This window comes from Bradyrhizobium sp. P3_C3 (genome assembly GCF_056402655.1).
Genome location: NZ_JBFUGY010000022.1, coordinates 44,415 through 58,769, shown reverse-complemented (window position 1 = coordinate 58,769; position 14,355 = coordinate 44,415). Strand labels below are relative to the sequence as shown.

At 65.8% G+C, this 14,355-nt stretch carries 11 protein-coding genes; 4 read left to right on the top strand and 7 right to left on the bottom strand.

Features of this window, described 5'->3' with window-relative positions; translation table 11 throughout:
- The first annotated feature begins 72 nt into the window (after window positions 1-72).
- From nadA to nadC, 3 genes are read left to right on the top strand one after another with little or no spacing between them, the layout of a single operon-like run.
- Entirely contained in the window at window positions 73-1,179 is a 1,107-nt protein-coding gene (gene nadA / locus AC1DW2_RS24115; protein WP_477007259.1) for a quinolinate synthase NadA, read from the top strand.
- A 9-nt stretch (window positions 1,180-1,188) separates the two neighbouring features.
- Complete coding sequence (locus tag AC1DW2_RS24110) at window positions 1,189-2,796, top strand: L-aspartate oxidase (protein ID WP_477007258.1); 1,608 nt, start codon at window positions 1,189-1,191, stop codon at window positions 2,794-2,796.
- Window positions 2,797-2,807: 11 nt separating this feature from the next.
- The gene (gene nadC, locus AC1DW2_RS24105) at window positions 2,808-3,686 is read left to right on the top strand and encodes a carboxylating nicotinate-nucleotide diphosphorylase (RefSeq protein WP_477007257.1); all 879 of its coding nucleotides are present in this window, start codon (window positions 2,808-2,810) and stop codon (window positions 3,684-3,686) included.
- A gap of 108 nt (window positions 3,687-3,794) precedes the next feature.
- On the opposite strand, the gene AC1DW2_RS24100 is transcribed toward nadC, so the two are convergent.
- From AC1DW2_RS24100 to AC1DW2_RS24090, 3 genes are all read right to left on the bottom strand, one after another.
- Window positions 3,795-5,249, bottom strand: coding sequence for a cell wall hydrolase (locus tag AC1DW2_RS24100; protein ID WP_477007256.1), 1,455 nt, complete (start codon window positions 5,247-5,249; stop codon window positions 3,795-3,797).
- Window positions 5,250-5,752: 503 nt separating this feature from the next.
- Window positions 5,753-8,692 (bottom strand): pyruvate, phosphate dikinase, encoded by a 2,940-nt coding sequence (ppdK, locus tag AC1DW2_RS24095; RefSeq protein WP_477007255.1) that lies wholly within the window; start codon window positions 8,690-8,692, stop codon window positions 5,753-5,755.
- Window positions 8,693-8,788: 96 nt separating this feature from the next.
- Entirely contained in the window at window positions 8,789-8,944 is a 156-nt protein-coding gene (locus tag AC1DW2_RS24090) for a DUF3096 domain-containing protein (RefSeq protein WP_014497329.1), read from the bottom strand.
- Window positions 8,945-9,167: 223 nt separating this feature from the next.
- On the opposite strand from AC1DW2_RS24090, the gene AC1DW2_RS24085 reads away from it, so the two are divergent.
- Entirely contained in the window at window positions 9,168-9,521 is a 354-nt protein-coding gene (locus AC1DW2_RS24085; protein ID WP_038944551.1) for a DUF1236 domain-containing protein, read from the top strand.
- A gap of 312 nt (window positions 9,522-9,833) precedes the next feature.
- Here AC1DW2_RS24085 and glyS read toward each other — a convergent pair whose 3' ends face one another.
- The 4 genes from glyS to AC1DW2_RS24065 all read right to left on the bottom strand — a co-directional run bounded on the left by glyS (window position 9,834) and on the right by AC1DW2_RS24065 (window position 14,308).
- The gene (gene glyS / locus AC1DW2_RS24080; protein WP_477007254.1) at window positions 9,834-11,933 is read right to left on the bottom strand and encodes a glycine--tRNA ligase subunit beta; all 2,100 of its coding nucleotides are present in this window, start codon (window positions 11,931-11,933) and stop codon (window positions 9,834-9,836) included.
- Window positions 11,933-12,880, bottom strand: a complete 948-nt coding sequence (locus AC1DW2_RS24075; RefSeq protein ID WP_477007253.1) for a glycine--tRNA ligase subunit alpha — start codon at window positions 12,878-12,880, stop codon at window positions 11,933-11,935. The genes glyS and AC1DW2_RS24075 overlap by 1 nt, the downstream gene beginning before the upstream one ends.
- Before the next feature lie 223 nt (window positions 12,881-13,103).
- On the bottom strand, window positions 13,104-13,295 hold the full coding sequence (locus tag AC1DW2_RS24070; protein ID WP_071916131.1) for a hypothetical protein: 192 nt from the start codon (window positions 13,293-13,295) through the stop codon (window positions 13,104-13,106).
- Window positions 13,296-13,399: 104 nt separating this feature from the next.
- Window positions 13,400-14,308: a S49 family peptidase gene (locus AC1DW2_RS24065; RefSeq protein ID WP_063985105.1), complete on the bottom strand. Its 909-nt coding sequence runs from the start codon at window positions 14,306-14,308 to the stop codon at window positions 13,400-13,402.
- Window positions 14,309-14,355 lie beyond the last annotated feature (47 nt).

The following is a 14,355-nucleotide window of genomic DNA, read 5'->3' as shown; positions in this document are numbered from 1 at the left end:
CCCTCTCGGCCGGATTTCTCGGGCCCTATATATACTCACATGGAGCATAATTAGCATTCACGGGAGGCTTCCATGCCCATCACTGGAATTTACGGCCCCGACGACTTCGCCAATCGGCCGCAGGGCCAAGTCCCCGCTCCTCCGCGCGCCATAGCAGCGCGAACCGGCCCCGCGCTGCCGAAGCCCTCACTGGAATGGACTGCGGACGTCGAGCGGGCCACTGCACCGCTCTATGAGCGCGTGAAGCACGTGATCCCCCCGATCGAGTGGCCGCTGATGGCGCCGACGATCAAGGCGATCAACGAGCTGAAGGCTACGCGCGGCGCGGTGATCCTCGCGCACAATTACCAGGCGCCCGAGATCTTTCACTGCGTCGCCGACATCGGCGGCGACTCGCTCCAGCTCGCGGTCGAAGCCACCAAGGTAAAGGCCGGCATCATAGTCCAGTGCGGCGTGCACTTCATGGCGGAGACGTCAAAGCTGCTCAATCCGGACAAGACGGTGCTGATCCCGGATAGCCGCGCCGGCTGCTCGCTCGCGGACAGCATCACGGGCGCGGACGTTCGCCTGCTCCGCGAAAAATTTCCCGGCGTGCCTGTCGTCGCCTATGTCAACACCTCCGCAGAGGTGAAGGCCGAGGTCGACATCTGCTGCACCTCGTCGAACGCGGTGCAAGTGGTCGAGAGCCTGAACGCACCGACCGTGATCTTCCTGCCCGATCGCTACCTTGCAATGTATGTCGCCTCGAAGACCGACGTAAAAATCATCGCCTGGAAGGGCGCCTGCGAGGTGCACGAGCGCTTTACGGGCGAGGAGCTGCGCGCCTATCGCGAGGCCGACCCGTCGGTGCAGATCATCGCGCATCCCGAATGTCCGCCTGATGTGCTGGCGGAAGCCGACTTCACCGGCTCGACCGCGCACATGATCAACTGGGTGCGCGAGCGGCGGCCGCGGCGGCTCGTCATGATCACGGAATGCTCGATGGCCGACAATGTCCGCGCCGAGCTGCCTGATGTGGAGATGCTCCGCCCCTGCAATCTCTGCCCGCACATGAAGCGCATCACGCTCGCCAACATTCTGGACAGCCTGCTCACGCTTGGCGAGCAGGTCACGATCGATCGCGCGCTCGCGGAACGCGCGCGGCGCTCGGTCGAGCGGATGATCAATCTGAAGAATTGAGAGTGAAGCATGCAAGACAACATCCACAATCTCACCCGCAGCACCGATGACGTCGTCATCGTCGGCGGCGGCCTCGCCGGACTCTTTTGTGCACTGAAGCTCGCGCCGCGGCCGGTAACGCTGATCTCGGCCGCCCCGCTCGGACAGGGCGCGTCGTCCGCATGGGCGCAAGGCGGCATCGCTGCGGCCGTGGCCGAAGGCGATAGCCCGGAGGCGCACGCCGCTGACACCATCGCCGTCGGCGGCGGTCTTGTCGATGAAGCGGTCGCACTCGGCATCGCGCGCGAGGCGGCGCCACGAATCCACGACCTACTCGCCTATGGCGTGCCGTTCGACCGCGACCTCGAAGGCAAGCTCGCGGTCGGCCGCGAGGCCGCGCATTCGGCGCGGCGCATCGTGCATGTGCGCGGCGACGGGGCCGGAGCCGCGATCATCGCGGCGCTGAGCGAGGCCGTACGCCGCACGCCGTCGATCCGACTGATCGAAGGTCTCGTCGCCGAAGCGCTGTTGACCGAGGACGGCGCGATCACCGGCCTTCAATTGCGCGAGGCCGGCAATCCAGCTGCACCRCCGGTCCTGCTCGCCACCCGCGCGGTCGTGCTGGCGACCGGCGGCCTCGGCCATCTCTATGCCGTCACCACCAACCCGCTCGAAGCCAGCGGCTCCGGCCTTGCGATCGCAGCACGCGCCGGCGCAGTCATCGCCGATCCCGAGTTCGTGCAGTTCCATCCCACCGCCATCATGGCCGGCCGCGACCCGGCGCCGCTGGCAACGGAAGCGCTGCGCGGCGAAGGGGCGACGCTGATCAACGGCGATGGCGAACGTTTCATGACGACGCTCCATCCGCTGGCAGAGCTCGCGCCGCGCGACATCGTGGCGCGCGGCGTATTCGCCGAGATCGCGGCCGGCCGCGGCGCCTTCCTCGATGCCCGGCAGGCGCTCGGCACGCGCTTCGCCGACAAATTTCCGACCGTGCATGCAAGCTGCATCGCGGCCGGCATCGATCCCGCCACGCAGGCCATCCCGATCGCGCCGGCCGCGCATTACCACATGGGCGGCATCGCGGTGGATGAGCGCGGCCGCAGCTCGATCGACGGGCTCTGGGCCGGCGGCGAAGTGTCCTCCACCGGCGCGCATGGTGCCAACCGGCTCGCCTCGAATTCGCTCTTGGAGGCGGTGGTCTACGCCGCCCGTATCGCCGACGACATCGCCGGCCGCGCGATCCCCTCGCCCGCCCGCCTTCCCGATGCGTTGGTGACGTCGCGTGGCGGCATGACGGACGCTGCCGCCGTGAAGCGGTTGCGAACGATGATGAGCGCGCATGTCGGCGTGATCCGCAACAGTGACGGGCTTGCGGAGGCCGTGCGCAGCTTCGCCGCAGTCGAACGCGGCCCCGCAAGCATCGCTCTTCGCAACATGGCGGCTTCAGCCCTGCTCGTCGCGGCTTCAGCCTGGAGGCGGCGCGAGAGCCGCGGCGCGCATTTCCGCTCCGACCATCCGGCGGATGTCCCCACGCTGGCACAGAGAACGATGACGACGCTCACGGAGGCACGTGAGATCGCGGAGAGCCTGAGCGAGCGTCCGCTGCCACGCACCGCCCGACCGATGATCGCCTGATGGAGTTCCCCATGATCACCCCGACGTCACTGCTCTATCCCGACGCCTTCCTGTCGCCGCTTGCGATCGACGAGGCCGTGCATCGCGCACTCGACGAGGATCTCGGCCGCGCCGGCGACATCACCTCGCTTGCAACGATCCCGGAGGCGACCAAGGCGCAGGCCGTCCTGGTCGCCCGCCAGTCCGGCGTGATCGCCGGCCTGCCGCTGGCGCTGGCGACGCTGCAAAAGCTCTCATCCGATATCGAGGTGCGCGCACATGTCCGCGACGCCGCACGGGTTGCCCGCGGCCAGCACGTGCTGACGATATCCGGCCCGGCCCGCGCCATTCTCACGGCGGAGCGGACGGCGCTGAATTTCGTGGGCCGGCTGTCGGGCGTTGCGACGCTCACGGCGGACTATGTCGCGCGCACCGAAGGCACCAAAATGCGCATCTGCTGCACGCGAAAAACCACGCCGGGATTGCGGGCGCTGGAGAAATACGCCGTGCGCTGCGGCGGCGGCTTCAACCACCGCTTCGGGCTCGACGATGCGATCCTGATCAAGGACAACCACATCGCGGTCGCCGGCGGCATCGGTGCGGTGCTGGAGCGCGCTCGTGCCCATGCCGGTCATCTCGTCAAGATCGAGATCGAGGTCGATACGCTCGCGCAAATGCGCGAGGTGCTCGGCACCGGGCTCGCCGATGCCGTGCTGCTCGACAACATGGACCTTGCGACGCTGCGCGAGGCTGTCAGGCTCAACGAGGGGCGCCTCGAGCTGGAGGCATCCGGCGGCGTCACGCTGGACTCGATCGCGGCCATCGCGGCGACCGGCGTCGACTACGTCTCATCCGGCGCGCTGACGCATTCGGCGCCGAATTTCGACTGCGCGCTGGATATCGAGGCGTGAGCCACACCGTCATGGTCGGGCTTGTCCCGGCCATCCACGCCTCGCCTCGCAACACAAAGAACGTGGATGCCCGGGACAAGCCCGGGCATGACGAACTTCCGTGAATGATTATCTTCGTTCGCTCACACCCATCTCGGCGGAACTCTTGGCTTCCTGGGCGAGCTCGGCAGAGAGCGCGGCGGTCTGGGCCGGGGTGCCCCAGCTCGGTTCTTTGCTGCCGTCGCCCCAGGCGCGCGGGCGATAGAAGGTGTGGACGCCGGTCTTGTACATCTTCTTCATCTCGGCGACCCAGGACGGACGCACCCAGTAGGCGTGGTAGTGGGTGGACTTGCCCACTTCGGGCAGCCAGATCTGGCCGTCGAGCATCGCCTTCGAAATCTTTTTCGCGCGCTCCCACATCTCGGGCTCGCGGATCACGTCGGCATTGTTGTCGCAGGCGAAGGTGAACTGACACGCCAAATGGCGGTGCTTGTTCTGATAGACCGCGCCGCACACGGTGTCCGGATATTTGCCGGAGAAGACGCGGTTCATCACGACTTGTGCAACCGCCATCTGGCCACGCACGGCCTCGCCGCGCGATTCGAAATAGACGGCTTCGGCGAGACACTTCTCGGCCTTTGCGCGCGACTTGTCGTCGAGCGCGAGCCGCTCCGCCGGCGATCTGGCGCGCTGGTTGTCGGCGTTGACCTCGCCCTTCGGCGCGACGCTCTCGCCGCTTTCGATGTCCCTGGCGATCTCGGCCGACGGCGGCGACAGCGCGGCCGTCACCTTCATATCAGGATCGGGCATCACGATCAGCGGCTCGGCGCCGGGCTGCCAGCTCTCGATGCTCTCGAGATTGCCGCCGAGCGAGGAGCTCCCGAAAAACAGGTTCGAGGTCTTGACGCGGAAGGGATCGCGCGGCGCTGCATCAGGAAGGGTCGCCTGCTTCAGCGCCTCGAGCGGCTGGACCGCGAACGCGCGCGCTGCGTCACTGGCCTGCGGCGGATTGGCATATTGCGGCAGCGGCGGCGCACGCAGCGCTTCCTGAAGCTCGGGATCGAGCGCCGCCGCGGACTCCGGCGACATGATTTGCGGCAACGCGGCGGTCTTGGCGCCGAACACCGAGCTGTTCGATGTCGCGGGATCCTGCTGGGCCGGCGCGGCCGATGGTGCGGTCGTCTCGGGAGCCTGCGTGGGCGTGACGCTTGCGAGGCGATCCCCCTTCATGGAGCGATCGACCTTGGGAAAATCGGCGGCCTGGTAGCGCGGCGGCGCCTGAAGCGCAGGATTGCGGCTGATCGCGCCGGTGACGTCGCGACCATCGAGGCTCGCCAGGCGAACCATCGCGCTCTGCGGAAGCGACGTGCCGATCGGACGGGAAAAGCTGTAGGTGGCGAGCTGGATCGAGGACGCGGCAGAGAACACCTGCTTCTGCCAGCGCTCGGCGACGCCGGGCTGCCGCGCCAGCAACGACGCGATATCCTGATAACCGGTCTCTCTCGGCATCAATGCGAAGATGCAGAGACCGATTCCGAAGGACGCGAACCGCGCGCCCTTCGGATGGTTACGCAACACTGACATCGACACGCTCACGCTACGCTTACGCCAGAAAAATCGAACCGCAGTACGTCCGTACAATTCGATCTTTATCGTCAATATCCAATTTAGGTTGCCGGGGCGTTAATCGGCGTTGCGCGTGCGGCACACTCAAGCGATTGCAGGTGTTTTCACGGGCAATGATGCACGTTGGTAAACGCCGCCTCTCGTAAAGCGGTAAACATTCGGTCAACGCGAATGGTGAAGGAACTCTTGCGCAGGCGTGCCATTGCGGGACGTGCGACGGGTTCCGTTGTTTTTGCGCAGTGAGTCCGCTTCATCGGTGTCATGCCCCGGCTTGACCGGGGCATCCAGTACGCCGCGGCCTGCTCAACCACAACGGCCTCGGCGTACTGGATCGCCCGGTCAAGCAGGGCGATGACACCGAGTGTGTGGCGCTCGCAAAGACGCGTGGATGGAGTGTCGTCTGAAATGAAAAGAGGCGGGGCTTTGCCCCGCCTCTCTCAACTCAATCCTGATCTTGGCGCCTACGCCTGGCTCGCGATCGCCTTGCCGAGCGCCGCCTGCGCCGCCGCGAGACGGGCGATCGGCACGCGGTAGGGCGAGCAGGAGACGTAGTCGAGGCCGATGTCGTGGCAGAAGGCGACGGAGGCGGGATCGCCGCCGTGCTCGCCACAGATGCCGACCTTGAGCTTCGGGCGCGTCTTGCGGCCGCGCGCGACGCCGATCTTCACGAGCTCGCCGACGCCTTCCTGGTCGAGCGCGACGAAGGGATCGACCGGGAGGATGCCCTTGGACACGTAGGTTCCGAGGAAGCTCGCCGCGTCGTCGCGGCTGATGCCGTAGGTGGTCTGCGTGAGGTCGTTGGTGCCGAACGAGAAGAACTCCGCGCTCTCGGCGATCTCGGCCGCGAGCAGGCAGGCGCGCGGCAGCTCGATCATGGTGCCGACCTGGTAGGCGATCTTGGTGTTGGTGTCGCGCATCACGGCTTTCGCGGTGGCATCGATGCGCGCCTTGACGAGGTCGAGCTCCGCCTTGGTGGCAATCAGCGGCACCATCACCTCGAGTCCGACGGCCTTGCCGGTGCGCTTCTCGGCCTCGACTGCGGCTTCGAAGATCGCACGCGCCTGCATCTCGGCGATCTCCGGATAGGCGATCGCGATGCGGCAGCCGCGGAAACCGAGCATCGGATTGAACTCCGAGAGCTCGCGCGCACGGTCGGCCAGGCGCCGCGGGTCGGTGTTCATGGCGCGCGCCACTTCCTCGACCTCGGCATGGGTGTGCGGCAGGAACTCGTGCAGCGGCGGGTCGAGCAAGCGGATCGTGACGGGCAGGCCCTTCATGATCTCGAACAGCTCGACGAAGTCGGCGCGCTGCATCGGCAACAGCTTGGCGAGCGCGGCGCGGCGCGACTGCTCGTCCTCGGAGAGGATCATCTCGCGAACCGTGCGGATGCGCGTCTCCTCGAAGAACATGTGCTCGGTGCGGCAGAGGCCGATGCCTTCCGCGCCGAACTTGATCGCGGTGCGCGCGTCCTCCGGCGTGTCGCCGTTGACGCGCACGCCGATCTTGCGGACCTGGTCGGCCCATTTCATCAGCGTGCCGAACTCGCCGGAGAGCTCCGGCTCGATCATCGGCATGCGGCCGGCGAGCACCTGGCCGAGCGAGCCGTCGATGGTGATGACGTCGCCGGTCTTGAAGGTGCGGGAGCCGATGCTCATGGTGCCACGGCCGTAATCGACGCGGATGGTGCCGCAGCCGGAGACGCAGGGCTTGCCCATGCCGCGCGCGACCACCGCCGCGTGCGAGGTCATGCCGCCGCGGGTAGTCAGGATGCCTTCGGCGGCGTGCATGCCGTGGATGTCTTCCGGGCTGGTCTCGATGCGGACCAGGATCACCTTGCGCCCGTCGGCCTGGAGCTTGGCCGCCTCGTCCGAGGAGAACACGATCTCGCCGGAGGCCGCGCCGGGCGAGGCCGGCAGGCCGGTCGCGATCACGTCGCGCTTGGCGTCGGGATCGATGGTCGGATGCAGCAGCTGGTCGAGCGAGGCGGGATCGATCCGCGTCACCGCTTCCTTCTTCGAGATCAGCCCTTCATTGGCGAGCTCGACCGCGATGCGCAGCGCCGCCTTAGCAGTGCGCTTGCCGCCGCGGGTCTGGAGCATCCACAGCTTGCCCTGCTCGACCGTGAACTCCATGTCCTGCATGTCGCGGTAGTGCTTCTCGAGCAGCGTGTAGATCCGCGTCAGCTCCTTGAAGGCTTCCGGCATCGCCGCTTCCATCGACGCCTTGTCGGAACCGGATTCCTTGCGCGCTTCCTCGGTGATGTCCTGCGGCGTGCGGATGCCCGCCACCACGTCCTCGCCTTGCGCGTTGATCAGGAACTCGCCGTAGAGCTTGCTCTCGCCGGTCGAGGGGTTGCGGGTGAAGGCGACGCCGGTCGCCGACGTCTCGCCCATATTGCCGAACACCATGGCCTGCACGTTGACCGCGGTGCCCCAGGATTCCGGAATGTCGTGCAGCCTGCGATAGGTCACCGCGCGCGCGTTCATCCAGGATGAGAACACCGCGCCGATCGCGCCCCAGAGTTGGTCGTGCGGGTCCTGCGGGAAATCCTTGCCGGTCTCGCGCGCGACCGCGTCCTTGTACTTGCCGACCAGTCCGACCCAGTCCTCGGCGCTGAGGTCCGTATCGAGCGTATAGCCCTGGCTGTCCTTGAAGGTGTCGAGGATTTCCTCGAAGTGATGATGCTCGAAGCCGAGCACCACGTCCGAATACATGGTGATGAAGCGGCGATAGCTGTCATAGGCGAAGCGACGGTCGCCCGACAGTTCCGACAGCGCTTCCACGGTCTCGTCGTTGAGGCCGAGGTTGAGCACGGTGTCCATCATGCCCGGCATCGAGGCACGCGCGCCGGAGCGCACGGAGACGAGCAGCGGGTTCTTGACGTCGCCGAACACCTTGCCGGTCAACTTGCCGACATGGTCGAGCGCCTTCTCAACCTGCGCCTGCAATTCCTTCGGATAGGACTTGTCGTGTGCGTAGAAGTAGGTGCAGACCGAGGTCGGGAGGGTGAAGCCGGGAGGCACGGGAAGGCCGAGATTGGCCATCTCGGCGAGGTTGGCGCCCTTGCCGCCAAGCAGGTCGCGCATCTCCGTCCGGCCCTCGGCCTTGCCGTCGCCGAACGTGAACACCCATTTGCCGGCCTTGGCCGCGGCTGGCTCCGCCTTGGCGGGCGCGGCCTTTTTGGGGGCGGGCTTCACGGCAACCTTCGGCGCAGCCGACTTGGTCGCAGCCTTCGCCGCGGGCTTTGCAGCCGCCTTTACCGCCGCCTTGGCGACCGGCTTCGGGGCGCTCTTGGCAAGCGCCTTGCGAGCCGCCAGCGCGGCTTTCGCCGCGGCGGAGGACTTTGATTTCGCTGGCGTTTTCGCTGGAGTTTTATTGGGCTTCGAGGCGGCTTTGGCCATAGCTTGCACACAACCTGCGAGAGGAAAGGGAAATCGCGCGCCTTACACCACTTTGGGCAGGCCCGCGCAAGTCGAAGAGTTCCGGAAAATGAAGGCCTAGAGATGGAGCCACTTCAACAATCCGAGCCCGATCGCACCATTTATGATGAGAAAGATCGCGACGATCAGGTTGAGAAGGCGCGGCATGATCAGGATGAGCACGCCCGCAAGCAGCGACAGAAGCGGCGAGATGTGGGCGACGGTGATGTGCATGAATTGTCTTTCCGTGACGTGAGGCGAATCGCGGCTGGATCATACCGGACCGGGTTCCGCGGGTAGAGACGCACAAGGCGCGAACAGGTTCCCGGCTTCGCGAAAACTGCCCGAAATTGCCGCTGATGCGGCAGGGCTTTTCCCGGAACATTGCGAAGGGGACATGCATTGGCAACCAGTCGCGCCAGTAGCGCCGGCTGAAATCAGTTCGAAGGAGTTGCCCATGCGGAACAGGATTCTCGCCCTCGCTGCGCTTGGCGCCGCGCTCGGCTCGCCGATCGCAGCGTCTGCGCAATCCGGTCTCACCGTTGGCCGCGCGCCTGTTGTCGTCGACAGCGGCCCGACGATTGCGGTCGAACAGAGGCCGGCATTCCGCGAATATGTCGTCGAGCAACGTGTGCCGGCCTTCCGTGTCCCGGATCGCGTGGTGGTCGGCGCCACCTTACCTGAAAGCGGCGTCACTTATTATGACGTGCCGCAACGTTTCGGCGCCACCACCTATCGCTACACCGTCGTGAACGGCGCAACCGTGCTGGTCGAGCCGCGCTCGCGGCGCGTCGTCGAGGTGATGGATTAGGTTCTCGTCCGAACGCGTTTTCTTGACGCGAACCGGCATCCCCTTCGCTTGAAAACGCTTCCGATCAACTCGATGTCCGGCGCGTCACTTCAATCAGGCTGGCGCGCATCGCGTAGTACGGACATCAGGCCCCGCCCGGTTCTCCCCCCGCCGGGCGGGGCTTTTTTGTGTGCTCTCGTGTCCCAGACGCGACGCAGCGCGCAGCGATGCGGCGCAGAGCCGGGACCCAGAATCTTTGTGAGGCTAACATGGGCCCCGGCTCTGCAGCGCACCGCTGAAGAAGCGCTGCGCTGCGTCCGGGGCACGAGAGCCTCAATCCTGGATCTTCGAGAAATCCGCGACCGCACGCGTGGCGCTGCGGATCTCGTTGAGCAGCTTCAGCCTGTTCTCACGCACCTTCGGATCGTCGTCGTTGACGCGCACCTTCTCGAAGAACGCATCGACCGGCGGACGCAGCTTTGCCATCGCGCTCATCGCGGCGGCAAAGTCTTCCCTGGCGACGGCGGCGCTTGCTTCCGCCTGCACCTCGCCGATCGCCTTCGCCAGCGCCTTCTCCTCAGCGAGGCCATAGAGCGCAGCATCGGGCGCACCGACGAAGCTCCGCTTGTCCTTCTTCTCCTCGATGCCGAGGATGTTGCTCGCACGTTTGATGCCGGCGAGCAGGTTCTTGCCGTCATCGCTCTCGAGGAACTTGCCGAGCGCCTCGACACGACGGACGATCATCAGAAGATCGTCCTGGCCGCCGAGGGCGAATACGGCGTCGACGAGATCGTGCCGTGCGCCCTGCTCGCGCAGCTGGACCTTCAGGCGATCGGCGAAGAAGGCGAGGAGATCGCTTGGAAGCCTCTCCGCATCGGCCGACTTCACCGACAGGCCCGCGAGTGCAGATGCCGCCACCTTCATGAGCGACAGACGCAGGTTGTTCTCAGCGATCAGCCTGATCACGCCCAGCGCCGCGCGCCGCAGCGCATACGGGTCCTTGCTGCCGGTCGGCTTCTCGTCGATCGCCCAGAAGCCGACGAGCGTGTCGAGCTTGTCGGCAAGCGCGACGGCGACACTGACCGAATCGGTCGGCACGCGATCGGTCGGGCCCTGCGGCTTGTAGTGCTCCTCGCACGCGGCGGCGACAGAGGCATCCTCGCCCTGGGCCAGCGCGTAGTACTTGCCCATCAAGCCCTGCACTTCCGGGAATTCACCGACGACTTCGGTCAGCAAATCGGCCTTGGCGAGATGCGCGGCACGCGTGGCCTTCGCGACGTCGGCATCGACCAAAGGCGCGATTTCGGCGGCGAGACGTTCGATGCGCTTGATCCGCGCGGCCTGAGTTCCGAGCTTCTCGTGGAACACGATCTGCTCGAACTTCGGCAGGCGGTCTTCAAGCTTCGTCTTCAGGTCCGTCTCGTAGAAGAATTTCGCATCCGACAGGCGCGGGCGGATCACGCGCTCGTTGCCTGATACGATAGTCTTGCCGCCGTCGGCCGCCTCGATATTCGCCGTGAGGACGAACTTGTTGGTCAGCTTCCCCGTCTTGGCATCCCTGACGACGAAGCACTTCTGGTTGTTGCGGATGGTGGCGCGGATCACCTCTTCCGGGATCGCGAGATATTCCGGCTCGAACGATCCCATCATGACGACCGGCCATTCGACGAGACCCGACACCTCGTCCAGCAGCACCTGATCCTCGACCAGCTCGAACCCTTGTGCGAACGTCAGCTCCTTGGCGTCGGCGAAGATGATGTCCTTGCGCGCCTGCGGATCGAGGATGACTTTTGCAGCCTTCAGCTTCGCCTCATAGTCCTCGAAGCGGCGTACGTTGATCGCAGCCGGCGCCATGAAGCGATGGCCGTAGGTGGTCTGGCCGGTCTCGATGCCATCGATTGAGAATTTGACGACATCGGGCTCTTCCGTCTCGGGCCCGAAGGTCGCGGTGATCGCGTGCAGCGGCCGCACCCAGCTCAGCGAGCCGGGCTTGCCGGAGCGCGCGCCCCAGCGCATCGATTTCGGCCAGGGGAAGGTGCGGATGATGACCGGCAGGATCTCGGCGAGCACGTCGATCGCATCGCGGCCGGGCTTTTCGATCAGCGCGATGTAGAAGTCGCCCTTCGGGTCGCGCTGGATCTTGGCTTCGTCGAGCGAGTTTAGACCTGTCGCTTTCAGAAAACCCTGCACTGCCGCATCGGGCGCGCCCATTTTTGGACCGCGGCGTTCGGTCTTCAGGTCGGGCTGGCGCGCGGGAATGCCGTGCACGGTCAGTGCAAGGCGGCGCGGCGTCGCGAACGCTTTCGCCCCCTCGTAGACGAGGCCTTCGGCGACGAGCTTGTCGGTGACCATGCGGCGCAGATCGTCCGCCGCCTTGGCCTGCATGCGCGCGGGGATTTCTTCCGAGAAAAGCTCAAGCAAAAGATCGGGCATCAGGCCGCTCCGCCCGCTTCAGTATGGATCCAGGCCTCGCCGCAGGCCTTTGCCAGCTCGCGCACGCGAAGAATGTAGCTCTGCCGCTCGGTCACGGAGATCACGCCGCGCGCATCGAGCAGGTTGAAGACATGGCTCGCCTTGATGCACTGGTCATAGGCCGGCAGCGCCATCAGGTGCGCCTCGCGCTTGCCGGACTCTGAGTTTTTTTGCCAGCCGGCGTCGAGGTACTTCCGGCACGCGGCTTCCGCCATCTTGAACTGCTCGAACAGCATCGCGGTGTCGGCGACTTCGAAATTGTGCTTCGAATATTCACGCTCGGCCTGCAGGAACACGTCGCCATAGGTCACCTTGGCGTCGCCCTCGCGGCCGTTGAAGTTGAGGTCGTAGACGCGGTCGACGCCCTGCACATACATCGCGAGGCGCTCGAGCCCGTAGGTGAGCTCGCCGGCAACCGGCGCGCACTCAAATCCCGCGACCTGCTGGAAATAGGTGAACTGGCTGACTTCCATGCCGTCGCACCAGCACTCCCAGCCGAGACCCCAGGCGCCCAGCGTCGGGCTTTCCCAATCGTCCTCGACGAAGCGGATGTCGTGCACGGCGGAATCGATGCCGATCGCGGCGAGCGACTTCAGGTACAGCTCCTGAAGGTTCGGCGGCGACGGCTTCATGATCACCTGGAACTGGTAGTAGTGCTGCATCCGATTGGGATTCTCGCCGTAGCGGCCGTCCTTGGGCCGGCGCGAGGGCTGCACATAGGCGGCGCTCCAGGGCTTTGGCCCAAGCGCGCGCAGCGTGGTCGCCGGATGGAAGGTGCCCGCGCCCATCTCCATGTCGTAGGGCTGCAGGATCACGCAGCCCTGCTCGGCCCAGAACCGCTGGAGCGCGAGGATGAAGCCCTGGAACGAGCGTTCCGGGCGCATATGGGCGGGCAATGAGGCGTCCATCGTCAGATCAGGCTCTCGCGGGGGGTTTTGAATCGCGCGGGACCGTATCGACGGCGGGGATGGGAATCAAGGCAAAGGGGGCGGATTCGGGCCGATCGCCTTCGTCCGGAGACGGTGCGGTAGGGTGGGCAAAGCGAAGCGTGCCCACCATCGTCACCACAATTGCAAAAGGAATGGTGGGCACGGCGCAAGAGCGCCTTTGCCCACCCTACGGCAGCGCGGCCTAGCCGGGCCGATACGCTCCGGTCACGGGGTCACGTTTCAGCTTCTGAATATCCCCGGCATGGGCGGCTTCAGCGACGCGCGACAGGCGCATCTCCTCCAGCTCATGGTTGATCCGGACAGCGGTCTTGTAGGCCCAGCGGACCACGGCAAGCCCGCCCAGGACGCCCGCGAAAGCGACAAACGGCGGCATCGGTCGATCCTTGTCTAGTGCTCAGCCCCCACGCACATTCTTGCGCAGACCGGGCCGCGCCGCAATTGGCTCGACCCGGACCAAATGGCGCGGGAGGGTGTCGCCTAGAACCCGAATTTCGCCCAAATCGCCCGCGTCTCGACCGCCGAGATCAACTCGTCCGGCAGGCCGGCCATTGATTCCATGGCCGAAAGCTGGCCCGCACCGGGCGATTTCCGCCCCAAAAGGCCCGAGAGCAGACCGGTCGGCTGCGCAATCACAGGGGTGAGAACCTTCTCGCCATAGCGGGCACGAAGAGTTGAGCGGAGATCGCCGATGCCGTCGGCAAGCCCCAGCGCGATCGAACTCTCGCCGGCCCAGTATTCGCCGGTGAACAGGGTGTCGTCGGCGCCCTTCAGCCGCGCGCCGCGGCTCTCCTTCACCAGCGCGATGAAGATCTGGTGGATCTCGCGCTGGAGCGCCTTCAGCCTCGCCACGTCGTCGGGGTTTTCCGGGAGGAACGGATCGAGCATCGCCTTGTGCGCGCCGGCCGTGTAGAGCCGCCGCTCGATGCCGAGCCGCCTGATTGCCTCCTGGAAACCAAAACTGCCGCCGACCACGCCGATCGAGCCGAGGATGGAGGACGGATCGCAGATGATCTCGTCGCCGGCGCAGGCGATCATGTAGCCGCCGGACGCCGCGACGTCCTCGACGAACACCAGCACGGGCAGCTTCTTCTCCGCCGCGAGCTGCTTGATGCGCAGATAGATCTGGCGCGACTGCACCGGCGAGCCGCCGGGCGAATTGATCACCAGCGCCACCGCCTTGGCGTTCCGGTACGAAAACGCCCGCTCCAGCACCCGCGCGACGCCCGCAAGCGTCATGCCCGGGCGCAACGGCGTCACCGCACCGATCACACCGGACAGGCGCACCACCGGCACCACCGCCGTGCCGGGACGGAAGCGCGCCGGCAGATATTGCATGAGCTTGTCGGCCAGGCCGGAACCCTCACGATCGTTCAATTGTTCGGCCATGCCGTTACCTCTGCTTAACCATTTCTTATCACGCGACTGTCATTGGA